Annotated in this window: 18 protein-coding genes; 9 read left to right on the plus strand and 9 right to left on the minus strand. The window is 64.4% G+C overall.

Annotated features, from left to right (window positions below):
- The first annotated feature begins 240 nt into the window (after positions 1 to 240).
- From CCUG20998_RS12320 to CCUG20998_RS12335, 4 genes are all read left to right on the plus strand, one after another.
- On the plus strand, positions 241 to 1,332 hold the full coding sequence (locus tag CCUG20998_RS12320) for a glycosyltransferase (RefSeq protein ID WP_020728830.1): 1,092 nt from the start codon (positions 241 to 243) through the stop codon (positions 1,330 to 1,332).
- Positions 1,329 to 2,378 (plus strand): hypothetical protein, encoded by a 1,050-nt coding sequence (locus CCUG20998_RS12325; protein WP_020728831.1) that lies wholly within the window; start codon positions 1,329 to 1,331, stop codon positions 2,376 to 2,378. Before CCUG20998_RS12320 ends, CCUG20998_RS12325 begins: the two co-directional genes overlap by 4 nt.
- 238 nt (positions 2,379 to 2,616) lie before the next feature.
- Complete coding sequence (locus tag CCUG20998_RS12330; protein ID WP_020728832.1) at positions 2,617 to 3,324, plus strand: GAF and ANTAR domain-containing protein; 708 nt, start codon at positions 2,617 to 2,619, stop codon at positions 3,322 to 3,324.
- A gap of 39 nt (positions 3,325 to 3,363) precedes the next feature.
- Positions 3,364 to 4,119, plus strand: a complete 756-nt coding sequence (locus CCUG20998_RS12335; protein WP_020728833.1) for a GAF and ANTAR domain-containing protein — start codon at positions 3,364 to 3,366, stop codon at positions 4,117 to 4,119.
- A gap of 8 nt (positions 4,120 to 4,127) precedes the next feature.
- On the opposite strand, the gene CCUG20998_RS12340 is transcribed toward CCUG20998_RS12335, so the two are convergent.
- From CCUG20998_RS12340 to CCUG20998_RS12360, 5 genes are all read right to left on the minus strand, one after another.
- Entirely contained in the window at positions 4,128 to 4,931 is an 804-nt protein-coding gene (locus CCUG20998_RS12340) for a GAF and ANTAR domain-containing protein (protein WP_036455888.1), read from the minus strand.
- Positions 4,932 to 4,996: 65 nt separating this feature from the next.
- Positions 4,997 to 6,631 carry a fatty acyl-AMP ligase gene (locus tag CCUG20998_RS12345; RefSeq protein ID WP_020728835.1) on the minus strand — a complete coding sequence of 545 codons (1,635 nt, stop codon included), beginning with the start codon at positions 6,629 to 6,631 and terminating at the stop codon, positions 4,997 to 4,999.
- 944 nt (positions 6,632 to 7,575) lie between these two features.
- Positions 7,576 to 7,779, minus strand: a complete 204-nt coding sequence (locus CCUG20998_RS12355; protein ID WP_036455643.1) for a cold-shock protein — start codon at positions 7,777 to 7,779, stop codon at positions 7,576 to 7,578.
- A 636-nt stretch (positions 7,780 to 8,415) separates the two neighbouring features.
- Positions 8,416 to 8,622 (minus strand): hypothetical protein, encoded by a 207-nt coding sequence (locus CCUG20998_RS27500; protein ID WP_142399694.1) that lies wholly within the window; start codon positions 8,620 to 8,622, stop codon positions 8,416 to 8,418.
- A gap of 744 nt (positions 8,623 to 9,366) precedes the next feature.
- Entirely contained in the window at positions 9,367 to 9,837 is a 471-nt protein-coding gene (locus CCUG20998_RS12360) for a DUF5994 family protein (RefSeq protein WP_020728839.1), read from the minus strand.
- Between the two features lie 1,153 nt (positions 9,838 to 10,990).
- On the opposite strand from CCUG20998_RS12360, the gene CCUG20998_RS12365 reads away from it, so the two are divergent.
- Complete coding sequence (locus CCUG20998_RS12365) at positions 10,991 to 12,505, plus strand: wax ester/triacylglycerol synthase domain-containing protein (RefSeq protein WP_051173361.1); 1,515 nt, start codon at positions 10,991 to 10,993, stop codon at positions 12,503 to 12,505.
- A 112-nt stretch (positions 12,506 to 12,617) separates the two neighbouring features.
- Here the strand turns inward: CCUG20998_RS12365 and CCUG20998_RS12370 are convergent, their stop codons facing one another.
- Both CCUG20998_RS12370 and CCUG20998_RS12375 read right to left on the minus strand, forming a co-directional pair.
- Entirely contained in the window at positions 12,618 to 15,062 is a 2,445-nt protein-coding gene (locus CCUG20998_RS12370; RefSeq protein WP_103654036.1) for a glycogen/starch/alpha-glucan phosphorylase, read from the minus strand.
- A gap of 207 nt (positions 15,063 to 15,269) precedes the next feature.
- On the minus strand, positions 15,270 to 15,947 hold the full coding sequence (locus CCUG20998_RS12375) for a VldE C-terminal domain-containing protein (RefSeq protein ID WP_020728843.1): 678 nt from the start codon (positions 15,945 to 15,947) through the stop codon (positions 15,270 to 15,272).
- A gap of 251 nt (positions 15,948 to 16,198) precedes the next feature.
- On the opposite strand from CCUG20998_RS12375, the gene CCUG20998_RS12380 reads away from it, so the two are divergent.
- Together CCUG20998_RS12380 and CCUG20998_RS12385 are read left to right on the plus strand one after the other, a co-directional pair.
- Positions 16,199 to 17,185, plus strand: a complete 987-nt coding sequence (locus tag CCUG20998_RS12380; RefSeq protein ID WP_020728845.1) for a linear amide C-N hydrolase — start codon at positions 16,199 to 16,201, stop codon at positions 17,183 to 17,185.
- A 161-nt stretch (positions 17,186 to 17,346) separates the two neighbouring features.
- Positions 17,347 to 18,903 carry a succinic semialdehyde dehydrogenase gene (locus CCUG20998_RS12385; protein WP_020728846.1) on the plus strand — a complete coding sequence of 519 codons (1,557 nt, stop codon included), beginning with the start codon at positions 17,347 to 17,349 and terminating at the stop codon, positions 18,901 to 18,903.
- 3 nt (positions 18,904 to 18,906) lie between these two features.
- On the opposite strand, the gene CCUG20998_RS12390 is transcribed toward CCUG20998_RS12385, so the two are convergent.
- Together CCUG20998_RS12390 and CCUG20998_RS12395 are read right to left on the minus strand one after the other, a co-directional pair.
- Positions 18,907 to 20,094, minus strand: a complete 1,188-nt coding sequence (locus tag CCUG20998_RS12390) for a TolB-like translocation protein (protein ID WP_172607131.1) — start codon at positions 20,092 to 20,094, stop codon at positions 18,907 to 18,909.
- Positions 20,095 to 20,395: 301 nt separating this feature from the next.
- Complete coding sequence (locus CCUG20998_RS12395) at positions 20,396 to 21,256, minus strand: SCO6745 family protein (protein ID WP_020728848.1); 861 nt, start codon at positions 21,254 to 21,256, stop codon at positions 20,396 to 20,398.
- Positions 21,257 to 21,519: 263 nt separating this feature from the next.
- Between CCUG20998_RS12395 and CCUG20998_RS12400 the strand changes: the two genes are divergently transcribed.
- Positions 21,520 to 23,031, plus strand: a complete 1,512-nt coding sequence (locus CCUG20998_RS12400; protein ID WP_020728849.1) for an MFS transporter — start codon at positions 21,520 to 21,522, stop codon at positions 23,029 to 23,031.
- Positions 23,032 to 23,161: 130 nt separating this feature from the next.
- Entirely contained in the window at positions 23,162 to 24,583 is a 1,422-nt protein-coding gene (locus tag CCUG20998_RS29065; RefSeq protein WP_036455889.1) for a PE family protein, read from the plus strand.
- The last annotated feature ends 26 nt before the right edge of the window (positions 24,584 to 24,609 follow it).

The raw sequence follows: 24,609 nt of genomic DNA on the forward strand, positions 1-24,609 counted from the left end.
GCCGCGCAGCGTTCACGACCAGTATTGGGGCGTGTATCCTCAAAGAAGTTGAAAAACCCAGCTAGTCCGGGATGAGTCAGCCGCGTTCCCGCTGACCGCACCAAGCAACCGCTTACGCCGGACACGCAGGTGACGAGCGCAGTTGGGATCACCTTGAGCGCTTTCTCTACCCTTAGGCCATCAACGGTTCCTATTGTGGACCAGGAAGTTTCGAGCTGCCCCAGTTTTGGCATCCTCGGTATGTATCCGCCGACGCGTTGTGGCCTGGCGACATTCAGCGCGGCGCTGGCCCGTGGGTTGAACGCCAACGGCTCTGAGGTCAGTATCGTTCGAGTGTCCGATGGGCAAGCGTCATCGAGCTCCGATGTCGTCGGAGAGCTGGTGAACGGGTCAGCGCCATCGGCGGCGGCTTGCGTTGAGCTGTTGAACCACAGCAACGTTGCGGTCATCCAGCACGACTACGGGAGCTACGGCGGTGTGGATGGTGATGAGACCTTGGGCATCATCGACGGGCTGACTGTGCCGTCGATCGTAGTTGTTCAGGATCTTCCTAAAAGCCCTACACCACAACAGATTTTGATTACCCAGGAGATGGCGGCGCGGGCCGACCAAGTGGTCGCCATGTCCGAGGCGGCCGGCCAACGCCTATACCGTGCCTTCGATATCGACCGGAGCAGGGTTGCCATCATCCGGCAGGGTGCAACCATCTCGGTGAACCCCTCCCACGTACGAGGCGGTCGACCCACCCTGTTGACCTGGGGCTTGCTCGGCCCGGGTAAGGGCATCGAGCGGGTGATCGAGGCGATGAGTTCGCTTCGTGACCTGCCCGGCAATCCGCGTTACGTGGTTGCGGGCCCGACGCACCCGAAGGTGCTGGCCGCCGACGGCGAGGCGTACCGCGATGCGCTGGTAGAACAGGCGCGGCGCAGCGGTTTGTCGGGGTCGGTTCTTTTTGATGCCGGTTACCGCAGCGGTCCAATGTTGAGCGCCCTGGTCCAGTCTGCGGCGGCGGTGGTGCTGCCCTACGATTCGACCGACCAGGTCAGCTCCGGCGTGCTGATTGGCGCCATCGCCAGTGGTCGGCCCGTGGTGGCCACCGCGTTCCCGCACGCCGTCGAAGTGCTCTCCGGCGGGGCCGGCCTTGTCGTGGCGCATGACCGTCCGGATGCGCTGTCATCGGCGCTGCGCCAGGTGTTGACGGAGCCGCGTCTGGCCGGAGCGATGGCAGCCGAGGCGCGTCGACTGGCACCCGAGATGGCCTGGCCGCTGGTCGCACGCACGTATCAAGCGTTGGCGCGGCGGATCCTGGCGCGCCGACGGGCACGGCTATGAGCAGCACTGCGCCAGCGCCAAGTTTTGAACAACTCCTGCGGTTGACCGATAGTCGCGGAACGCTGGAGCGGGCACGGCTGGCAGAGCCACTACCGGAAGGCGGTTACCGCACCGAGGATGCGGCCGGAGTGCTTGTTGTTGCCACCCGCGATCATGGCCCGGACCGAACACTGAACGGACTCGCCGGAGTTGCGTTGCGGTTCTTGAACGACGCGCAGTCCAGTACTGGTGCATGCAGGAATCGGATGGACGACACCGGAGGTTGGAGCGATGAGCCCGCACTCGAGGATGCTTGGGGGCGGTGCCTCTGGGGCCTGGGCACAGCGGTCGGGCACAGCAATGTCGCCTGGACCCGTGAGTCGGCCATCGTGCAGTTCGAGCGTGCCGCTCGAGCGCGGTCGAGACGACCGCGGGCGATGGCCTATGCGGCACTGGGTGCCGCCGAACTCCTCGCTTTCAACCCCGAGCACCAGGCGGCTCTCGCACTGCTCACTGACTTTGCCGCTACGCTGTCGGCGCCGAGCAACGACCCGGTATGGCCGTGGCCTGAGCCGCGGCTGACATACGTGAACGCTGTTCTGCCCGAGGCCATGATCGCTGCGGGTGCGGTGCTCGCCGACGCGACGTTGCGCCGCAACGGCCTGGATCTGTTGGCGTGGCTGGTCGCATTCGAATCAGCTGACGGCCATCTGTCTCCCACCCCGGTCGGGGGCCGAGGAGCCGATGACGCCAGGCCTGGTTTTGACCAACAGCCTTTGCAGGTATCCACGCTCGCCGATGCGTGTGCGCGTGCCGCCGCGGTCGATACCAACCCGATCTGGTTCGCCGGAGTCAGGGCCGCCGCTGCGTGGTTCAAGGGCGACAACGATCTGAGAGAGCCGATGTGGGACCCGGACACAGGCGGTGGGTACGACGAGTTGCACGCCGACGGGGTGAGCCGCAACCAGGGCGCGACGTCGACCTTGGCATTGATCTCGACTTTGCAGCATGCGCGGCACTTGGCACTGTGCAATGACTTTGGTCCGGGCGGGAGCCGTCAGATCTAGGATCCAGCCTTTCGGACCGTCGCTCCGGGCAGTTCCTGTGGCGCCGTGTAGTTTGCTGTGGCTGCTGACGCTGAAGCGCGGCGTAATGGCAGAAGCTCTGAGCCATCACCAACAGAGCCGCGTTCGAGATTCGTGGTGCACTCGTCAAATGCTGCCAACTAGTGAAAGGTGGAGGGATGACGTTGTCGCCTCGACTCCCGGGCACTTGTGCGGTTGCCCGAACCGCGTTCGGCTACATGTGACGATCCGGGAGCAGCTCCTTGCCGCCGTCAAGGGCCTGCGGGGGGTAGCGGCGGCCGACCGTCTGTGCGAGGCCTGCGTGATCCTTATTGACGTTGATGCAGCCGCAATTTCGATCGTTTTCGATGGCACGAGCAGCGGCACGCTGGGATCCAGTGATATGGCGGCGCGCAACTACGACGAGCTGCAGTTCACTCTCGGGGAGGGGCCGTGTCTGGATTCTGTTGCACGGCGGATCCCGATTGCGGTTGTCGACCTCGCCGATCCGGGGGAGTTTCGCTGGCCCGCATACGGACCTGCCATGTTGGCCCACCAGATCAGAAGCGTCTACGCAATACCCGTCGTTGTGGCCGGCGAGTATGTCGGAGCTCTCGACCTCTTCCGCGCGCAGCCCGGCCACCTGTCGAGCAATGATCTGACCAGCGCGGTGGCAGCCGCTGAACTCGCAGTTGTCCCGCTGCTGGACCTGATGGATGCCGATCTGCAGGCCGCCGTCAGCGATCCCAGCAGCGGTGCCTGGGGCGAACTCAACACGCTGTGTCGTGCAGAAGTCAGCCAAGCCACCGGAATGCTCGTCGCGCAGTTGGACGTTGAACCTGCGGAGGCCCTGGTCCGGCTGCGCGCTCACGCCTACAGCACCGGCCGCAGCGCGACCGACGTGGCCCGCGACATCCTCGACCGCCGTCTGAAACTCGAGGCCGACTGATGCGCGCGGCCACACCAACAGTCCAGGAAGAAGGGCAACGTGACTGACATCCCTCGTGAACCCCGCGTGTTGGACGCCATCGTTTCGCTCGTCGACAGCCTGCTCGATGACTTCGACATCGTCGACCTGCTGACCGCACTGACGGAACGATGCGCGGAGTTGCTGGATATCGCGGCCGCGGGATTTCTGCTCGCGGATCCGTTGCAGCAACTTCGGCTGCTTGCCGCGACATCGCAACGGGCCCGCGAACTCGAGCTGTTCCAGTTGCAGGCTGACGAAGGCCCATGTGTGGACTGTTATCTCAGCGGCAATCCCGTTTCGGTCGCCGACCTCGGGGCGGCCGTCGAGAGGTGGCCGAGCTTCGTTCCGGCCGCGGTCGAAGCGGGATACGCGTCCGTGCACGCCATTCCGATGCGTGCCGCCGGCATTGTCTTGGGTGCCCTCGGCTTGTTCGGCACTCGCGTCGGTGAGCTCAACCAAGCGGATCTCCTCGTCGGTCAAACGCTGACACACGTTGCATGCGTAGCGATCCTGCAGGAGCACCCACCCACACCCGCCACCGTCCTGCCGCGACTTCGTACGGCCTTGACCAACCACGTCATCGTCGAGCAGGCTAAAGGGCTGCTGCGAGAGCAGCTGGGTGTGTCCATCGAGGAAGCGTTCAATCTGCTGCGCACCTACGCAGGGGCGAACGGCGAACACCTGAGCAACGTCGCGCGCAGGTTGATGACCGATCGGGATTCCCGCCCGGCACTCGTGGGGGAATTCGCCGAGCTTCTTGGCGCGCCGCTATGATGGCGGGCTCAGCGGTGCCGGGCGCGGGCGCGCCGCACGGCCTCCTCCACCAACTGCTCGGCGACCACGTTTAGCTTGATGTTGTCGGTTTGGCTGATGCGGATGAGTCGTTGAAAGGCGCCGTCTGTGCTGTCACCCGAACGGCTGCGGATGATGCCGATCGCCTGATCGATCACCGCTCGGCTATCCAGTGCGCGTTGCAGTCGCGTCGTACGTTCATGCGCGATGGCCAATAGCTGTGCGTTGTACACCGACACCGCGGCTGGTTTGGCGAACCGCGACCCCAATCGGACGGCGTGCTCGGCGAACGCGTCGCGCTTCTTGGCATAGGCATTGATCGAGCCGATCAACTCGTCACCCACGATCAGCGGTAGTGCCAGCGCGGAATGCACCTGCATCCGGGCTACTCGGCCGCCGAAGTGTGGCCAACGACTGTCACTTCCGAGCGACCCACTCACAATCGGGCGCCGCGACTGCATACAGGTGATGCACGGCCCCTCGCTCAGCTCGTGGTACTGAATGGTATCGATATCATTCACGAGCAGTTCGGTGGCTGCCCAGTTTTGGACGCTGGAGATGCCACGTCGTGGGTCGATCAATGCCACACCCGCGCCATCGGCGCCGGGAATCGCCTGAGCCGCGAACTCCGCCACATCCCGGAGAAGGTCGATCACCCCTTGGGCGCCGGCCACAATCCCGGCCACCCCGTTGAGACCGGCATACAATTCGGCTTCGTCTGCTTGCAGTTGGCTAGGGGAGACCGACGCCTGCGCTGGGGCCTCGCGGCCGGGCTGGGCGTCGAAGTCGGTCAACAACACACTCCCTCCATGCGCCCTTTGTGAGTGATGAATCTACTCTTCTTCGGCTTGGCCAGAATTCAGTCGATGAGCGCCAATGTATGGGCGCGCCGTAGCTTGCCCGACGGTGTCTTGGGAACGCTCCCTGGCGCCAGCACAACCACGTTGCGGGGTCGGACGTCGACCTCGGCCACCACCTCGTGGGCTACTTCACGCTCGATACGGCGCACCTCCGCGGCATCCTCCCAACTTTTGGATTCCACTGCGACAGCGAATGTTTCTCGCGGGTGTCCGGCGTCCAGGCGAACCGCGACCGCGGAGCCGGGACGGACACTGGCGACACGCGCGGCGGCACGTTCGATGTCGGTGGGGTAGATGTTGCGACCGGCCATGATGATCACGTCCTTGACGCGGCCGCACACCACGACGTGGCCGGTCTCGGTGAGGTAGCCGAGGTCGCCGGTGTCGTACCAACCGCGGTCGTCCTGTGCCGCAACGAAACCGCCCATCGTGGCATAGCCCCGTGTCACTGGTTCACCTCGCAGGTGGATGACCCCGACGCCTCGGGCGGGCAGGACGGCCCCGTCTTCGTCGACGACGCGGGCCTCCAGCCCGTTCAGCAGCCTGCCGAGGGTGGCCAGTCGCCGGGTATTGCCCCTGTTCGCTGGGACGGCTCGGTGCAGTACGGCGAGCAAGTCGGCATCGACTTCATCGACTACGAGGCCGGTGTTGCATTCGGTGAACGACACGGCCACCGTCGTCTCGGCCATGCCGTAGGCAGGCAGGATTGCCTCCGGACGTAATCCGAAGGGCTTGCCGGCTTCGCAGAGGTCTTCGACGTCAGCGGGTTCGACCTGTTCAGCACCCGACAGCGCCCAGCGCAGCGTCGACAGATCGAACTGGCCGGGCCTGGCCAGCTTGCGAAGGCGCCTGGCCAGCAGCTTGTAGGCGAAATTTGGTGCCGCGGTCATCGTGCCCTGGTATTTGTCGATGAGCCTTGCCCACAGCAGGGTGTCGCGCAGAAAGTCCATCGGGGTGACTTTGATTAACTCGGCGCCGAAAAACATTGGCACGGTTAAGAAGCCGGTCATTCCCATGTCGTGGAACAGTGGCAGCCAGCTGACGATCACGTCGGTTTCGGTGTCGACCTGCGCGCCAATGAGCATCGCCTCGGCGTTGGCGACGAAGTTGCGGTGTGTGATCTGTACGGCCTTGGGTGATCCGGTGGACCCGGAGGTCAATTGGAGCAGCGCGAGATCGTCGTCGTCGGTATCGACGGGATCGATCGGGGCACTGTCGAGGAGTTGGCCAACGATGAGTACCCGCATGTCCAACGCAGACAACAAGGGGGCTGCGGCCATGAAGGGGTCGGAGATGACAACAACTTTGGCGCCGATCATCTTGATTACCGCGGCGGTTTCCTCCGCCCAGCGCTGTAGATCGGTTCGCGGTGTGGGCTGGTGAAGCATGGTCAGGCTGGCGCCGCGCATCCAGATGCCCTGCGCGGCCGGCGCGATCTCAACGGGCGCCCCGGCCAGCACCGGGACGGCGTCACCGCGGCCGACACCGGCCTTGGCCAAACCGGCCGCGATCCGACGCGCGCGCTCGTGCACCTCACCCCAGGTGTGCCGGACTGGACGGTCCGGCTCGCCGGTGACCATGCCCTTAAAGCTGGACTGGGCGGTGCCATACATCGTTTCGGTGAATCTGCTCAAGGCTATTCCTTAGCTCTGGCGCGGCGGTCCCGCGGTTAACAACCGATCGTGAGTCGCAGCGTTCAATGCCGCCGCGCATCCATGGCTGATGTGACGAATGCGTGGGAACCGATCCGCGATGCTGGGTTCGAGATCGCCGGCGCGCGAACAATTCCGGTGTGAAACTGCGATGACAGAGCGTGCCCCTTCACGGGCCGCCAAAGAGGGCCCGCCGCTTCGGTCGAAGCGAGGTGTCGAGCACTTCAGATGCTTTGACAATACACACTCACCTGCAAACAACGGCCGCGGCGCGCGGACCGATACGGCGCCCAAAGTGCTGCGCACGGGACTGTCCCGAAGTGCAATAGGAATGCGGCGACCCCGTAACTGTCGAATCAGCCGGGTATGGCGGGTGCGCTGCGGCAGGGACCTCTGAAGATCGCCGCCGGACGATTCCGGGTGGCTGCGGAGTCAACCACGAAAGATGATACCGCGGTGACTTGGGAAATGGCCCTGTCGCGCTCGGTGGTCCGCGACATCCCGCTGCTTGCAGTCTGTTCGAGAGCCAGGGACATCCCGCTGACCTAGGAGACGGGGCGCAAACACTGCTGACGGCACGGGGCGGCGGTCGCCAAAATCTCGAGCTTTGGGATCGACTTGGCGTTCGCGGTATCGACGCAGGTGCCCGGTCATGCCATGACCTCGACCGCGCGACGAAGAAAGACGGAAACCTAGGCGACTGTTAGTTCAGTGGCGCACGGCGTTCTCGGGAGCCCTCAAGTCGCTTCTGCCCGTGTGCAGTTGGCTTGCTCAGCGCTGGCGAGGCGGTCCTGAGCGGCCGCTAGCTCGTCGGCCCACCCATTCTCATTCTCATACCGAAAAACCCCGGGGCGCCCAACAAGGCAATCCTTCGGACGGAATCATGACGATGTCCGAGCGACCCCGGGGGTTTTCATGGCGCATCCTTAGACGGTGGTCACTCCCACTGCCTGAGGGCCTTTCGGGCCTTGAGTGATCTCGAACTCTACCCGTTGATTCTCATCAAGGGAGCGGTAGCCGTCCCCTTGGATCTCTGAATGGTGGACGAACACATCTTTTGCGCCGCCATCAGGAGCGATAAAGCCAAAGCCCTTGTCGCTGTTGAACCATTTTACGGTTCCCTGTGTCATACTTACTTCTTCCTATTTTCAAATGGGTGTAAGTTAGCCACACCCGTGGCCAACGGTAGCATGAAGTGGACGGAAAAGATAGCCGCTCTGCGTCAAGATGTTGCAAGATTGTTCGACTGCTCCACGTCCGCTCGTTGTCAACCTTTGTATTCGACCGTACCGGTGCGGTGGTGCGTCGAATTCGGTTCGCTACGAGGTGTTTGACGGGTTCATTTTCGGCCGATCAAGTCGAGATCTGCAAAGATCGCTGGTCGACGCCATATTGACATCCGAAAAACGGCGTAGCGCCATCTGCGCGGATTCCGGTGGGTTTGTCAAGATGGCTTCCCGTCGAGATGTTTGGCCAGGCCATTACGCAGACCGTCCCATGGTTGAGGCGTGGTGTTGCGCGGACTTTGGGGGGGGTGATCTTGGCGGAGACTCCTGTCAAGGTGCAACGTTGGACTGTATGTGCAGTTCACCCAGCGACGGCAATAGATCTTGCGACGCGAAGTTCAAATCCGAGTTGTTGGCCTCGAAGCGCCAAGGATCTCCTATTTCTGCGGCCATATGGGCATGATCGTCAAGTGCAAATATGGGAAACGTTGATGATCGGAAAGTTGCTCATTCGACCGCAGTCACGATGGCCGACGGCCTTTACCGTTCAGGCCGCACCCATTTCACATTTCGACACGGCACAACTTTTTTGCCCGAGGCGAGGGTGCTCTTGTCTGCTTTCACAATATCGCTACGCTCGATCTCGGAGATCCGTCTGAGTATGCGGCGGCCGATATCGGGGTGCGGTGGAATATCACGTGTACTAAATTTGATAAAGGCGGCGAATTCTTCATTGTCAATCGCCATAAAACAACTTTCGAAGATTTGGAGTGGAAATAGCAATGAGATGTCCGAGGGGCCGGCAATCTCACGGGTTCGACGTCGCGTTGGGTGTCTAGGTGGGTGCTAGTCGATCGGGTCAGTAGTGTTGGCAGCTCTGCCGCCGCAAGTACCCGAGAAGGCTCGATCAGGGGCTATGACCGGCTCGTCCAGGTTCAGGCGTTCGACTCCTCCCGCACGGGGCGCGGCACCGGCTACAGGGGTCTTCGCGACAGTGAGTCCAAGTGAGCGATGCGGCCGATAGGCCTGAAAATGGGTGTGCGTCAGCGCCATTACGACGCTCCTGTCTCGGCCACGAAACCGGCCAGATAAGTTGGTACCGGCGATGACGTGAAGCTTAATGCCACGTGCGAGGACCACCGACTTACTCGTAACGTACCTGAATCGCTGACACACCGCCAGTGGCTTGCGGCTGAAGACTCGCTGACCTGGCAGTACATGGGAATTGTTGTGGGCGGACCGTGAAGTATCGAGCGCTGTCAAGAGCCGCCTGGTGGGGTTCCCTGCAGCAACGGAGCGTGGTGCCCCCACTGGGCGTTGGGGCAGGCAACTTTTCGATGCGCCCCGCACCCCACGATGTTCCGTCTGTCTACCAGGCACCTGGGTCAACTCCCGAGCCGGCTAGGCGAGCACAGTCACGACGCTGTTCGCATTCGATCGAGTTCTGTTGATTTTCCGTGTTCTTGCCTGATGGAGGTGCGTATCGGAGCGCTAGATATGGGGTTTGCTCTCTTGCGCGCCAGCCCCAAGGAGGCTGTCGACCGGCGCAGCGTTGTCGGCCTCCGCTGCGGTCATCATGATGGTGTGCGCCTGGTCGGAGCCGGCCTGAGGGGAAACCACCAGCAGGACGATCTTGTTGCGATTGAGTCCGAGGACTTCGACGGTGTTGACCGGCTGGAGGCGATATCCATCGAGTCGTACCGTTCGTCCACCGGTCGCAAATTTACTTGGCGGCAAGGACCATTCGTTCACGTTGTAGATCACGCGGCTGATTGGTCCAAGGCGGACCGACAGCACCGAAAGCAGATCGGGCAGTTCTGTCGTGAGGTCCGCGCTGTGCGGCCACCATGCGCCGTCGACATACCCGCTCTGTGGAGCCTTGGGCTTGAGCCTCAAGCGCGGGGTGCTTTCCGGAGGGGTGTGCCGGCTGCCGACCTCGTGTTGACCCTTCTTCAGCGTCATATCGACGCTCCTGTCTCGACCGCGAAACCGGCCAAATTATTCGAATCGGCGACGACGTGGCTTGACTAGCCAGGTGCGGTGTATCGACGATGCTTCTCACACTACTCGGGTGGTCCAGCACCAATGGCTACCCGCCGGTTGGTACGACCGACACACCTCCAGCGCATGGCGGGCAGTTGGTCGATCGACTCTGCAGACGGATCGCCATGAGTTGCGGCTGCCACAACTAACCAGTTCAGCGTAATCCCGCTGGAGCTTCTAGCAGGCAACACGGTGTCATAGCTATCGCAGCCGGTGGCTGTGCGCATCGGTGTTTGCCGCGGTATGGCAGGACCGCGTCTGCCGAGTGTCGTTGTTCCTACTGCGAAAGCCGCGGCTATCACACGGAAATCCACTGGGCGGAGATTGAGTTTCGGTTGCGGCGAAGCCGGGGGGATTGCCAGTCTCGACGTGGCAGCTGGGCCGGACAAGTTGGCGGGTCGCATTCACTAATGGGCGCCACCTCAGCCAGGATCACAATGGTTGCGAGTATCACCGCGGTGGCGTCGAACTTATGGATCCGGTTGGTTTCCACGCCTATGACTTGCGGAGTCTTGATACGTCCACAGCTGCGGTGCGCGCGTCGACCCCCTAGGTGGAGCCTTGAAAACTACTGTGCAGCTTGATGGTTGCCGCCCAAATGGGCTCCGGTCGTCGGAGCGTATGACGCCGTCATTCAGCGCAACCTCCGACCGCTTGCCGTGGCGTAGGCGAGGATGGGCAGGCGTATCTGCGCACCGCGGCCGGTAGGCCTTGACGCTCGTCGAGGTGCGTCGGGGAACGCACCCAGTGGGGCGTCCAGGCCCATGTTGCGCGACACGACTGAGCTGATCCTCGACAGGGATGCGCCGGCAATGCTTCGCCCTGGAAGTTCGGCGTGTTTCGCGCCAGTGATCGGAGTATGGTGAAACGCATCGGCGTTGTTTCGTGCCGGATTGCGGATTGGGTCATGTCCCAGCGTCCGCGCGACCGAAGATGGAGAACAACGCTTCCAGAGTTCGTGACGGGCCGCGTGCGGTTCAGCCTATTGTGCTTCGGCCCGTGCCGCGCGCCAGGATCGAAGGCCTTGATGTGAAAGGGAATAAGACGGCACAGCTTATCCCCATTGGAGGGTGTGCTGGTGGTTACACGATTGTCGAGAGCCGATGGGCTGTCTCTACACGCACAGAGCTGGAAGGCGCCCGCGCATACGGTCACCGTGGTCGTCATTGATGCCTCGGCGAACCTCAGCCATCAACGGCTACAACAACATGTAGCCACGGCGTTGCCGCAGTTGGCACGATTTCGCAGCCGGCTGGTGACCAAGCCGCTCAACGTGGGCCAGCCCATTTGGGCCGAGATCGACGACTTCGACCCTTCTTCGCAGATTCACAGCGCTACGGTTCGCGCTCCCGGCACCCGCCGTGAGTTAGCCGACCTGATCGCGGATCTGAGCGCCGAGCGCCCGGATTGCCGTAGCCGACTCTGGGAAGCGTGGAGTATCGACGGTCTCGAAGGAGACCGGTGGGCGCTCGCGGTGAGGATGTCGCCCGTTCTCAACGATGGGGTTGGGGGAGCGGCGTCCTTGTGGCCTCGATTGTTGAGTGCGGGGCCGGATGCTGATCCGGCGATGAGAGTGTCAGCCGAGCCGAGTTTGGGCTCGGCGCCGTCGGTCGTCGGGTTGGTGACCGACGTGGTGACCGAGGTTCTCGAGAACCACCTCATTGGTATGCGCCTGATCACCGCGGCAGTGTCCGGTGTCCTGCAGTCTGTCCATGGTCGACTGCTCGAAGGCCGTACGCCGACTCGCACGGACTCGCAGCTGCCCTCGATAAGTGGGCCAGTGCCGAATACCGTGCTCAATGCGCCGTTGACCAGGCGGCGTTCGGTGGCGTTCGACACGATCCTGCTGGCAGACGTGAAGGCTGTCAGCGAAGCGTTCGGGGGCAGCGTCATCAACGTCGTTTTGGCTGCCTGCACCATGTCATTGCGTACGTGGTTGCAGCGGCACGCAAAGGTGCCGGACCATCCGCTGCTGATGCGAATGCCCTTTTCGTTGCCAGCTAAGGCTCACAGTGGAATCGGCAAAGTACTGGCTGCCGGCAGGCTTCGCATCCCCGTCCACCTCGATGATCCTGTGCAGATTCTCGCCAACCTGCATACTGCGACCGAGAGACTGAGCGCGGTCCGGGGAAAAGGGGGCGGGAGGCGCGTTGCCGCAATTGATTTAGAACTAGTTGCGTCGCTGATCCCGTCGCCTGCGGCTCACGTCGGCATGGGGCTCTACACGTATTCGGGCCTGCGACGGCGGCTCACGCCGATCTGCCATGGCAGCGTGTCCTATATTCCTCTGGATCCAGCGCTAACGTACTGTGCCGGCGGCAAAGTCGTGGGTGTGCATACTGTGGGTCCACTGGCAGAGGGAAGTGGTCTAAACATTGCGCTGACCTCCCGTGGCAAGCAGTTGGATGTCAGCGTATGCGCGTGTCCGGACAATGTGCCCGATGTTGCGGAGATCGCAGCCGGGATCTCACACGCCGTCGACCTGCTGGTGGCGGCCGCACAGGAATCTCCTCGCGGGCAAGGCCGTTCCGTCGTTACCGAGATGACGGCGCACCTCGCGAGTCACACGCGTGACCAGACCCACTGACCAGCGGGCCGTGCTTGACGGTGTCACGTCGCGTCGAAGGGGCTGGGTGCGAGGTCCGTGTGCCGAGCTGGATGGGAGGCGGCCCGCCGTGCTGTTGCAGTACCCGTGATGATCAGCCACTGGGGGCACCGATCGTCACCGCAGTGATGTTCCAGATATCATCGCAATACTCGGCAATCGCGCGATCCGAGGAGAACTTCCCGCTGTAGGCGGAGTTGAGAATGGACTTGCGGGTCCAGCTTTCGGTGTCTTGCCAGGTGGTGCTGACTTCCTGCTGGGCGCGCAGGTAGTCGGCGTAGTCGGCATTGACCAAGAACGGATCCCGCTCGGTCAGGTTGGCGACCAGCGGCGTAAACACCTCCGGGTCAGCGCCGGAGAATGTTCCCGCGCCGATCAGCTCCAGCGCCGCGGCCAGTTCGGTGTTTTCGCGGATGTAGTCGCGGGGACGATAGCCCTTGGCAAGAACGCGCTGCACGTCCGGGACGGTCAGGCCGAACAGGAAGAAATTCTGCGCGCCCACCTGCTCCCGGATCTCGACGTTGGCCCCGTCGAGGGTGCCGATGGTCAGTGCACCATTCATCATGAACTTCATGTTGCCCGTGCCGGATGCTTCCTTGCCGGCCGTGGAGATCTGCTCGGAGAGGTCGGCCGCCGGATAGATCAGCTGGCCGCTTTGCACATTGAAGTTCGGGATGAACGCGACCTTCATCCGGTCGTTGACGTCGGGATCGGAGTTGACGATATCCGCGACGGAGTTGATCAGTTTGATGATGAGTTTGGCCATGATGTAGCCGGGTGCGGCCTTGCCGCCGAAAATGTATGCGCGCGGAGCGATTTCCAGATCCGGATTGAGTTTGAGCCGGTGGTAGGCGGTGATGATGTGCAGCACGTTGAGGTGCTGGCGCTTGTATTCGTGGATGCGCTTGACCTGGATGTCGAAAAGCCAGTCCGGGTCGAGCTCGATACCGGTGCAGGACCGCACATGATCCGATAGCCGGGCCTTGTTGGTCCGTTTGACGGCCCGCCACCGCTGCTGAAATGCCGAATCACCGGCCAACGGCGCCAGCTCGCTCAAGCGGTCCAGGTTGCGCAACCACCCCGGGCCGAGTGTTTCATCGAGCAGTTTGCGCAGGCCGGGATTGGCCAGGGCAACGAATCGGCGCGGGGTCACCCCGTTGGTCTTGTTGCTGAATCGCTGCGGCCACATCTCGTAGAAGTCTTTGAGCACAGTGGTTTTCAACAGCTCGGAGTGCAGCGCCGCGACACCGTTGACCGCGTGGCTGCCCACGGTCGCCAGATGCGCCATTCGGATGCTCCGGTCGCCGTCCTCACCGATCAGCGACATCCGCCGGACCCGGTTCTCATCGCCGGGAAACCGTGCCCGCACCTCGTCGAGGAAACGCCGGTTGATCTCGTAGATGATCTCCAGATGTCGCGGCAGGAACCGCTCAAACATCGACAGGGGCCAGGTTTCGAGAGCTTCCGGCAACAGGGTGTGATTGGTGTAGGCCAGCGACGCCACGGTGATCCGCCAGGCCTCCTCCCAATCCAGGTCACGTTCATCGACCAGCAGCCGCATCAGCTCGGCCACGGCGATCGAGGGGTGGGTGTCGTTGAGTTGAATCGCCACGCGGTTGGGCAGCTCCTGCACGGGCAAGCCGGCGAAGTCCTCGAGCAGGTGCAGGATGTCCTGCAGCGAACAGGACACAAAGAAATACTGCTGGGCCAGCCGCAGTTGTTTGCCGACTTCCGGCTCATCGTTGGGGTAGAGCACCTTGGTGACGGTTTCGGACACCACCTGGTCATCGACCGCCCGGTAATAGTCGCCGGCGTTGAACGCATCCAGCGCCAGTGACTGGATGGCCCGGGCGCTCCACAGCGTGAGGGTGTTGCAGGTGTTGACTCCGTAGCCCTGAATGGGCGTGCCGTAGTAGACGCCCTTGACCGCGCGCTGGGGAATCCAGCGCACCCGGTATCTGTCCCGCTCATCGATGTAGGACTCGGTGCGGCCGCCCCAGCCGACCCGGTAGTTCAGTTCGGGTTTGACGATCTCCCAGGGATTGCCGTCGGCCAGCCAGTTGTCGGTCTTCTCCACCTGCCAGCCGTCGCGGATCTCCTGGTCGAAGATGCCGAACTCGTAGCGGATCCCGTAGCCGACCGCCGGGCGCTGCAGGGTGGCCAGCGAGTCCAGATAGCAGGCCGCGAGCCGGCCCAACCCTCCATTGCCCAGGCCGGGCTCCTCCTCGCAGGCCAGTACCTCGTCAAAGTCTTGCCCCAGCGCGGTCAGCGCGGCGCGCGCCTCCTCCTCGATCTGCAGGTTGAGCAAGTTGTTGCCCAAGTGCGGCCCGAGCAGAAACTCCGCCGACAGGTAACAGGCCACTTTGCGCGAGAGATCCAGATAGGTCTGGGTGGTCTCGATCCAGCGCTGCTGCATCCGATCGCGCACGGCCAGCGCGAGCGCCCGGTAGTAGTGCTTGGGCTCCAGCAGGGCCGCGGGACGCCCGAGCGAATAGCGCAGGTGGTCTTCGATCGCCTGACGCAGCGCATCGGAACTCATTCCGGTGCGCACATCGCCGACATTCGTGGCTGCGGTGGCCGCCTGGGCCGCGGGCAGAATGACATCACTCATGGTCGCGCTTCCCCCATTGGTTTCCAGCCGGCCTGATGCCTGCGAGTATCGCACCGGAGAGTGAATCGCTTCATGAATATCTGCTGCCGCGACACCGCCGCGGCAGCACGGCGACGGCGGGCAGCGCCGAATCGATCATTCCCGCGGCGTCGGCTTCATCGACCCGATGAAGTAGGTCTCTTGGCCGGTCGGGTATCCGCCGCCGTCGGTGGCGATATGCACGTGGTCGTAGTGGTTGAGCGTTTCGGAGCCGTAGTCCGCCGTCCAGCTCGGCGCCCCGATGCCCGGGTAGATCTTCTGCCGCCAGATCACGTGAAGCACACCCCAGCGCTTGGCGTTGGCCAACGCGTAGCCGGCGATCTGGTTGCCCAGCTCGATTCCCGCGGGGCTGCCGTGGTCGGGGATCATCACGTCGATGGCCAACCCGTTGGGATGCCACTTCAACGGATCCTGCCGGAACCCGCCGATGGTGGTGATCTGAGGAAACAAGACGCTGATGGCGCGGGCCGCCCAGATGGTCTTGACCTGCAACCCACTTTCCGGCGCGACACCGGAGGGCAGCGAGAACTGGAATTCCTGAGCTGCCACCGGCGCGTTCGCCGCCAGCGATTGGGCCTCCACCGGACTGGCGGTGTGCGGCGCGCTGACCGGTGCGGGTGCCGGGGATGCGGGGGACACCGGAGCGACCGCCGGCGGCTCGACACAACAGGGAGGCTTGGCGTTCTGGGCGTAGATCATGGCGGCCGACAAGGCCAGCGAGGCCGCGAATGCCAACCACCGGCCCCGGCCATTGCCGAAGACGTTAATGCCCACGAAACAGCACTCTAGTGTCGGGTGAGACGGGTGGGACAGTGTTTTGGCCGTTGGGTTTCTGGCTTTGTGCGCCGGCGGATGCTCGACCGGATCGGGGCGGTGCCGCCCGCGGTCGGGTCAGAACTGCGAAGGTCCATAATTGGGTTCGACGCCAAAGCATCGGCACTGGTTGGTCGATGACGACGGCTTGTTCGGGATCAGCTTGACCCAGAACCGGTTTCGTGGTCAGTCGCTTCAGGAACGGGAGTCGCATGTGTACCCGCATTCTCTACAAGACCGGCACGGGGACCTACGTCACCGGACGCGGCATGGACTGGAACGACCTGGACATGCAGACGGACTGCTGGGTGTTTCCCCGCGGCATGCGCCGCGACGGCGGGGTGGGGGCGGGGTCGATCACGTGGACCTCGAAGTACGGCTCGGTCATCCTGAGCGTCTACGAACTGGCGACCTCCGACGGCGTCAACGAAGCGGGGATGGTGGGCAACCTGCTCTACCTGACCGAGTCCGATTACGGCGACCAGGGCGCCCGGTCCAAGCCGACGGTCTCGGTGGGGGCCTGGCTGCAATACCTGCTCGACAATTTCGGCACCGTCGCTGAGGCGGTCGAGGCGATGAGCGCCGATCCGATGATGGTGGTCTCGGCCGACGCGCCGAACGGACGTGCCGCCTCGGTGCATGTCGCGTTGTCCGACGCCGGTGGCGATTCGGCGATCTTCGAGTACCTCGACGCCAAGCTGGTGATCCACCACAGTCGTGACCACACTGTGTTGACGAATTCGCCGGTATTCGAGCAGCAACTTGCCATCAATACCTACTGGGACCTGATCGGCGGGCACAACATGCTGCCGGGAACCATCACCTCCGCGGACCGCTTCGTGCGCGCCAGCTACGCCCTGAAGGCGTCACCGCAATTCAGTGACCGGCGCCAAGCGGTGGCGGCGGTGTTCTCGCAGATGCGCTCGATCGGCGTGCCGCTGGGTATGAGTGACCCCGACAAGCCCAACATCGCGCCTACGTTGTGGCGATCGGTGGTCGACCACGACGCCCGGCGCTACTACTTCGACTCGGTGATCAACCCGTCGGTGATCTGGGTCGATCTCGACAAGGTCGATCTGACGCCCGGCGCGCAACCGATGAAGCTCACCGTCGGTGTCCCCGACGATCAGGGCGGCGATGTGTCGCAGAAGTTCGAGCCGGCCGCGCCGTTCCACTTCCTGGCACCGACTCCGCGCTGAGCTGCCTCGCGGCGACTCGGCGGCGGTGCCTGGCCGGATTCGGGCTACTCGTCGCCATTGGGTTGAGCAAATTCATCGGCGGCTAGTCTGTTGCCTTACAACTGGCTTACATTTGCCCTATAAATGTCCAACGAATCTGTGCGTCTTCGAGAGGTAGCGATATGCCTGTTCCGTCATCCGCGGTCTTCGAGCGTCTACTGGGCCTTGCCGCGATCAAGGACGTCGATGCTCGTCCGACCCGGACCATCGACGAGGTCTTTACTGGCAAACCGTTGACCACCATCCCGGTCGGCACCGCCGAAGACGTCGAGGCAGCGTTTGCCGAAGCTCGCGCGGCACAAGCCAACTGGGCGAAGCGTCCGGTCAGCGAACGCGCGGAGGTCATCCGCCGCTACCGCGACCTGGTCATCGAGAACCGCGAGTTTCTGATGGACCTGCTGCAGGCCGAGGCGGGCAAGGCGCGCTGGGCGGCGCAGGAGGAAGTCGTCGACCTGGTAGCCAACGCCAACTACTACGCACGCGTGTCCGCGGGCCTGCTGAAGCCCCGCACGGTACAGGCGCTGCTGCCCGGGATCGGCAAGACCACGGTCGGCTACCAGCCCAAAGGCGTGGTCGGGGTGATTTCGCCATGGAATTACCCCATGACGCTCACGGCGTCGGACTCGGTTCCCGCGCTGATCGCGGGTAATGCGGTGGTGCTCAAGCCGGACAGCCAGACGCCGTACTGCGCACTGGCGTGCGCCGAGCTGCTGTACCGGGCCGGCCTGCCGCGCGCGTTGTATGCGGTTGTGCCGGGCCCGGGCTCGGTGGTGGGTACCGCGATCGCCGATAACTGCGACTACCTGATGTTCACCGGTTCGTCGGCGACGGGCGGCCGGCTTGCCGAGCACGCCGGCCGTCGGCTCATCGGTTTCTCGGCCGAACTCGGCGGCAAGAACGCGATGATCGTGACGCGCGGCGTCAACCTCGACAAGGTGGCCAAGGCGGCCACCCGCGCCTGCTTCTCCAACGCGGGCCAATTGTGCATCTCCATCGAGCGGATCTACGTCGAGAAAGACATCGCCGACGAGTTCACCCGCAAGTTCGGCGATGCGGTGCGAGGCATGAAGCTCGGTACCGCCTACGACTTCTCGGTCGACATGGGCAGCTTGATCTCCGAGGGACAGCTCAAGACCGTGTCCGGCCACGTGGATGACGCAACGGCCAAGGGCGCCAAGGTGATTGCGGGCGGCAAGGCTCGACCCGATGTCGGGCCGCTGTTCTACGAGCCGACCGTGCTGACCGATGTCACCCACGAAATGGAATGCGCGGACAACGAAACGTTTGGGCCGCTCGTCTCGATCTACCCGGTTGCCGACGTCGAGGAGGCCGTTGAGAGGGCCAACGACACCGAATACGGGCTCAACGCCAGCGTATGGGCGGGCTCGACCGCCGAGGGGGAGAAGATCGCCTCCCGGTTGCGGTCGGGAACGGTGAACGTCAACGAGGGCTATGCCTTCGCCTGGGGAAGCCTGAGCGCACCGATGGGCGGCATGGGAATCTCCGGGGTCGGCCGCAGGCACGGTCCCGAGGGGCTGCTCAAGTACACCGAATCGCAGACGATCGCCACCGCTCGCGTATTCAACCTCGATCCGCCGATGGGCGTCCCGCCCACCCTCTGGCAGAAGTCGCTCTTGCCGATCGTGCGCACGGTGATGAAGCTGCCCGGGCGGAAGTGACCGCTAGCCGCCGCGGGTTGCCGTCGCGGCCTGGGGTGGCCAGGCGAATGCATCCACCCCGGTGTCGATCTGTTGGCGCGTGCGCTTGTCCAGATCGGTGATGACCAGCGGCTTGCCCGGTGAGCTCTCCAGGTAGGCGACCACGTCGCCGGCTCCCCACCGGGGGCCCTGGACCTCGGCTGCGACGTTGGCCGCAATCGTTTGCGGCGCGCCGCCCGAGACGTCGAGAACCTGCAGGCTTTTCGAGGATTCGCCTTCGCCGCTCCGGGTTTCGGTGAAAGCCAGCTCGCCGGAGGACAGCGCCGCGAGATCGGAGTAGTAGGAGCCGGCTCTGGCGAACACCGTCCTGGGAGCTCCAGCCGGATCGGTGCCAGTGCCGCCGGGTGCGGTGGCGGAATAGATGCCACCGTCGCGAAGCGCAAACGGGATCTCGGTGAAGTTCGGACCGGAGGCATCCCCGTTGGTGAACAGGATCGACCGACCGTCGCTGCCGTAGGTCACCGAATACGCGTTGGTGTCCATCACGACCGGAGCCGAGGCCGCGCCGACCTCGAGGGCATTGACGTCAATAGGGGACACGTCGCTGCGCGCGTTCGCCCACGCGATGTAGTTGCCGCCCGGCGCCCACGCGTATTGATCGGCGGCGGCCGGGCGCTGCGGCGGCGAGAGCACCGAGCCGGTGTCGGCGGTCGCGACGATCAGTAGACCGCCGGCCATGGTGCCGTTGCTGTCGTTCTGCAGGAACGCGATCTGCTTGCCGGTTGGTGACCAGCGCGGGTTGACGATCTGCCCGAGCCGATGCCCGGGGGTCGGCGGGAGGGCGGCGGGGTCCACGAGTCGGTGGGGCGCCGCCGCCGGCGCATCCTCGGTCAGATCGAGCACCCACAACTCACCGCCGTAGTCGGAGGCGCTGTTCTTGTGGACATACGCCACCCGCGTGCCGTCGGGGGACGGCGCCGGCTGCGTGTCGGCCGGTCCGTCGGTGAGCTTGCGTCCGGGGGTTCCGGCGGGGTCGCTCACATACAGCGAACCCGCCTTGGCATAGAAGAGCGCCGGCATCGAGGTTCCAGTGTTGGCGGTGGAGCGCTTGCTTGACGGCGGTGAGCCCGAATCGGCCGCTGGACTGCAGGCCGCCACCATCAGTACCACAAGGTATGCCACTATCGGGGCGGCTGAGCGACGCCAGGCCATGTATTCCACCTTATCGGTTCCCGGCGACTGCGCATGCGGCGAACAGCGGCGCGGGCGTCATCGGTGGGTGCTTCGGCCGCACCGCCGTTGCGCGCGTCGGTGTTTGGAACTAGCGTTGACAGGCGAGCCGAAATCATCTGCTGTACAACGGAGTTCTGTCGCGGGAACGGATGCCCGACGAGGCCGCGTGGCAGCGGGTTTCGGCATCGGGCGCGAAAGTTCAACGAGGACAGGGGCCTTGTCGCGGTCCGGCGATTCGCCGGCGCGAGGTCACCTATCGACCATGCGATCCGAGCAGTCGCTAGAAGTCGCGCCGTATACTCATCGGCGTCACCGAGGGCAGGTCACCCGCGGAAATCACGGTCTTTGCGACCCGCGTCAATGCCTGGAACAACGCGTCCAGCTCGGCGTCGTCGAGACCGTCAAAGGCGCGCAGCGCCAGCGCATCGGTGGTGTTCTCCAGGTGCTCATGCAATTCGCGCCCGGCGGGCGCCAACGATCCTTCTTCGGTGAGCAGGCCGCGGCCGACCAGGCTGTTGACACAGGCTTGCCACTCGGCGTCGTCATAGTGGCGGGTTAGTTTCATGTAGTCGTTGGGGACCCCGTCGGCCGCGCAGTGGAACACATTTGACTCGCGTCCGGAGACGCCGGCAGCCACCAGCACCGCTACGTGGCTGTCCCCGCGATGCTCGCGCAGCAGGGTCGTTGCGTGCCACAACGCCGCGACCGGATCCTCTGGCCACGGCAGGGCGCGATTGGCGGCAAACAATGCGCGCCCCTCCAGCGAAGCCTGGCGGGCGGCGCTGCCGGCCAGCCGGGCAGCGCTGCGCACGTTGTCGTCGTCGGTGAGCCCGTAACGCCCTAGGGCAGCCACCGCCGAATCTTGGCGAGTCTGCAGCGCCAGCCGCGGCTCGGCGATGTCCCAGGCCGCGGGTAGGGCCTTGGCCACCCGTGTGGGTGCGAAGTTGTAGAAGGCGGCTGTCACGACCTCCGGCGCCACCTGGCCCAGCGGGGCCGATCGGGCGGCGAAATAGCCCATCCAAAATCCGCGGTACCCAAGGTTGGCCAGGGCTGCCCGGGCCTCCGGAGCAAAATAGGTGACGGCGTGGATGGGTTCGAAGCGATCGTATAAACGCCGCGCCAACTCGGGTGTGCGTTGCATTCCCGAAGCTAACCACTTGGTGGCGCCCCGCGGGAGCGCACCCGCCCCGATGGGCCCCGCGGCGGCCGCCAGCACCGTGATCGCCCGGACTCGGGTCGGAAGGTCGCCTACGAGTTTTGCCGATTGATTGGCTAATGTCGCTGGACGGCGCCTTTGGTTTCCGGTGAGCCCGCGGTATGTCCCGGCACCGAAGACGTCGCGCTCGAGGCCTGTCGATACGCGCCGGTGCGTACCCGACTGCCCACCCAGAAACGGAGTCAGCGATGAGCGCACGCGCGCAAACCGGGACCATCTCGACGCACGTACCCGCACGGCTGGACCGGTTGCCGTGGGGACGATTCCACTGGCGCGTCGTGATCGGGCTTGGCGGCGTGTGGGTCCTCGACGGGCTCGAAGTCACCATGGTCGGCAACGTTTCGGCGCGGCTGACCGAGCACGGCAGCGGCATCAACCTGACGCCCGCACAGATCGGCGTGGCGGCATCGTTCTACATCGCCGGGGCCTGCCTGGGGGCACTGTTCTTCGGCCACCTCACCGACCGCTTCGGGCGGCGCAACCTGTTTCTGCTGACCCTCGCGGTGTACCTGACGGCCACCGTGGCCACCGCATTTGCCTTCGCACCTTGGTATTTCTTCATTGCGCGTTTCTTCACCGGCTCCGGCATCGGGGGAGAGTACGCCGCGATCAACTCGGCGATCGACGAACTGATACCCGCCCGCGTGCGCGGCCGTGTTGACCTGATCATCAACGGCACCTATTGGCTGGGTTCGGCCGCTGGAGCAGCCGGAGCGCTGGTCCTGTTGGACACCTCGAACTTCGCGCCCAACATGGGGTGGCGGCTCGCCTTCGGCTTGGGTGCCATCTTCGGCATCTTTGTGTTGCTGGTCCGGCGCAACGTCCCGGAAAGCCCACGCTGGCTGTTCATTCATGGGCGTGAGCAGGAAGCCGAGCAGATCGTTCGGGAGATCGAGGAGGAAGTAGAACGCGACACCGGCCAGCGGTTACCTGACCCGCCGGGGCGTCCGCTCAAGATACGTCAGCGTCAAAGGATTTCCTTGTGGGAGATCGCCCGGGTCGCGTTTACCCGCTATCCGCGGCGGGCCTTTCTTGGGCTGGCGCTGTTCATCGGTCAGGCGTTCCTCTACAACGGGGTCACGTTCAATCTCGGCACGTTGCTAAGTGGTTTCTACGGTGTCGAATCCGGACACGTGCCGCTGTTTTTCATCGTGTGGGCGCTGAGCAACTTTGTCGGGCCCCTGGTGCTGGGGCGACTCTTCGATACCGTCGGCCGCAAGCCCATGATCACGATGTCCTACATCGGATCCGCGGTGGTTGCCGTGGTGCTCGCGGTGATATTTGTGAACCAGACCGGCGGTGTCTGGACATTCATCATCGTGTTGGCGGCGGCGTTCTTCCTGGCATCGGCGGGTGCGAGCGCGGCCTACCTGACGGTCAGCGAGATCTTCCCGATGGAGACCCGAGCCCTGGCGATCGCCTTCTTCTACGCGGTGGGCACCGCGATCGGCGGTATCAGCGGTCCGCTGCTGTTCGGTCAGTTGATCGAGTCCGGGCAGCGTAGCCAGGTGTTCTGGTCGTTCATCATCGGTGCCGCGGTGATGGCCGTGGCCGGCCTGGTCGAACTCTGGCTCGGCATCGCCGCCGAACAGCGCCCGCTGGAGGAGTTGGCGCTGCCGCTGACCGTGGCCGATGCCGAGGACGACGACGAACCGGTCGATGGGGCGGGCGCGCGGGGTGCGCAGCACCCCGGGAGCTGAGGCGGCGCCGCCGAAAAGCCGCGGGTGGCCGGCCGGGGGACGTTACGATCGGCGTCTGATCTGCCTTCAGCATCAGGGTGCTTTCCGGGGGCGAAGCCAGGCCTTGACCGGGGCCGACGAGAGGCGCGTGATGTCGTACGTGAGCGCGGTGCCCGAGGCGGTGTCGGCTGCGGCCACCGATCTGGCCGGCATCGGTTCAACGATCGCGGCGGCCAATGCCCTCGCCGCCGTCCCGACAACCGATCTGCTGGCCGCGGCTGCCGATGAGGTGTCGACGGCCATCGCGTCGCTGTTGGGCACGCATGCCCAGACCTATCAGACCCTCAGCGCCCAGGTGGCGGCGTTTCATCGCCAGCTGGTGGCGGGCTTGCACTCGGGCGCGGCCGCCTACACCGCCGCCGAGGCCGTCAACGCCGCGGCCGCGCAGAACCTGGATCTGGCCGTGTCGTTCAGCGGGGTGCAGCTGCTGCAGCGGGGCAGTGCCAATGCCACCACCGCGAGTTTTGGCTCGCTGGCGGTCGCCGTCGGCGAGAACAGCACCGCCCGGGTCGGCGGCGGCGTATTCAACGGTGCCTGCGCCATGGGGGCCGACAGTTTCGCGGCGGTCAACGACGTCACTGGGGGCGCTGCCGCCTCCGGCGGCTTCAACATGGCCGGAGCCTTCGGCGCCAGTGTCGCGTCGGTGAACACCGCGGGCGCCGACAACGGGGCCACCGCGAGCGCGGACGGCAGCTTCAACAACGCCTGGGCCTTCGACGGCAGCGCCGCCGAAGTCAACACCGCCCGCGCGGACGGTATGGACGCCGTCGCGGGAGCCACCGGCAGCTTCAACACGGTCGGAGCCTTCGGCGGCGGCGCCGCGCTGGTCAACGATGTGACCGCCCAGACGTTCACCGGCGCTGCCAACGCCGACGCCACCGGCAGCTTCAACCGGGCCTGGGCCTTTGACCAGTACAGCGACGCCGAGGTCAACCAAGCCATCGCCAACGCCAACCTGAACGGCACCGCCACCGCCAGCATCGTGGGCGACTTCAATGTGGCCGGGGCGGTCGGCAACAGCTTGGGCACCGTCAACTTCGCCGATTCCGCCGCCACCGGCGACACCACCAGCGGCGTCGTGACCGGCAATTTCAACTCGGCCTGGGCCATCAGCGACATCCAGAACGCCGACGTGGCCACCGCCAACCCCGCGCTGGCGATGGACGGCGGCACCGCCGTCTCCCACGGCGACTTCAACGCCGTATTCGGCATCGGTGGTGGCAGCGCTATTGCCAATGGCGCCACGGCGGTAACCGCGGGCACCGCCGCCGTCAGCGGCGGCGTTTTCAACACGGCCGCGGCGATCGGCTCATCGACCTTGGCCGAAGTCAACGCCGCCAACGGCGGTGTGGCCATCGGTGCCGGAAATAATGCCTGGGCACTGGTCACCGATGCCCAGGCCAGCGCCGGTGCCGGGAACTTCAATCTCGCGCTCGCTCGCGCGTACAAGGCGGTGGCCGACGCGACCGGCGGCAACGGCATCGTCGATATCCAACCGCCGTTCTTCCGGTGAGCAGCAACCTGGACGGCTTCGGTGCC

Origin of the sequence: Mycobacterium marinum (assembly GCF_003391395.1) — a bacterium.
GTDB classification, from domain to species: Bacteria; Actinomycetota; Actinomycetes; order Mycobacteriales; family Mycobacteriaceae; genus Mycobacterium; species Mycobacterium marinum.

Coding starts and splice junctions, on each gene's coding strand:
- CCUG20998_RS12320 (WP_020728830.1), top strand. CDS start 241: ATGTATCCGCCGACGCGTTGTGGCCTGGCGACATTCAGCGCGGCGCTG.
- CCUG20998_RS12325 (WP_020728831.1), top strand. CDS start 1,329: ATGAGCAGCACTGCGCCAGCGCCAAGTTTTGAACAACTCCTGCGGTTG.
- CCUG20998_RS12355 (WP_036455643.1), bottom strand. CDS start 7,779: ATGACACAGGGAACCGTAAAATGGTTCAACAGCGACAAGGGCTTTGGC.
- CCUG20998_RS27500 (WP_142399694.1), bottom strand. CDS start 8,622: ATGGCGATTGACAATGAAGAATTCGCCGCCTTTATCAAATTTAGTACA.
- CCUG20998_RS12360 (WP_020728839.1), bottom strand. CDS start 9,837: ATGACGCTGAAGAAGGGTCAACACGAGGTCGGCAGCCGGCACACCCCT.
- CCUG20998_RS12370 (WP_103654036.1), bottom strand. CDS start 15,062: ATGAGTTCCGATGCGCTGCGTCAGGCGATCGAAGACCACCTGCGCTAT.
- CCUG20998_RS12380 (WP_020728845.1), top strand. CDS start 16,199: ATGTGTACCCGCATTCTCTACAAGACCGGCACGGGGACCTACGTCACC.
- CCUG20998_RS12385 (WP_020728846.1), top strand. CDS start 17,347: ATGCCTGTTCCGTCATCCGCGGTCTTCGAGCGTCTACTGGGCCTTGCC.
- CCUG20998_RS12390 (WP_172607131.1), bottom strand. CDS start 20,094: ATGGCCTGGCGTCGCTCAGCCGCCCCGATAGTGGCATACCTTGTGGTA.
- CCUG20998_RS12395 (WP_020728848.1), bottom strand. CDS start 21,256: ATGCAACGCACACCCGAGTTGGCGCGGCGTTTATACGATCGCTTCGAA.
- CCUG20998_RS12400 (WP_020728849.1), top strand. CDS start 21,520: ATGAGCGCACGCGCGCAAACCGGGACCATCTCGACGCACGTACCCGCA.
- CCUG20998_RS29065 (WP_036455889.1), top strand. CDS start 23,162: ATGTCGTACGTGAGCGCGGTGCCCGAGGCGGTGTCGGCTGCGGCCACC.